We start from the raw sequence: 235 nt of genomic DNA on the forward strand, positions 1-235 counted from the left end.
CGGTAGAACGCACCGGCGGTCATGCCCGTGCCCGATCCGGACCCACCGGGCGCGGTCGGGTGCGCCGGCGGGACGCTCGGGCCCTGGCCGCTCGCGGGCGGCGTCGAGGACCACGTCGGGGGCGTCTGGTTCGGCTGTGCGGGCATCGGTTCGGTGGCTCCTGGCGGGACGGAGTCGTGCAGCGGGACGGTCTCGGCCTGGTCGAGGCGGGCGGTGTCGGTCATGACACCAAGCT

General features: G+C 75.3%; 1 pseudogene. It reads right to left on the reverse strand.

From position 1 onward, the window contains the following. Window positions 1-224 (reverse strand): annotated as a pseudogene (locus HWD97_RS24445) (hypothetical protein); the annotation flags it as partial. Window positions 225-235: the final 11 nt, after the last annotated feature.

The organism is Ochrobactrum sp. C6C9 (assembly GCF_022627935.1).
GTDB classification, from domain to species: domain Bacteria; phylum Pseudomonadota; class Alphaproteobacteria; order Rhizobiales; family Rhizobiaceae; genus Brucella; species Brucella teleogrylli.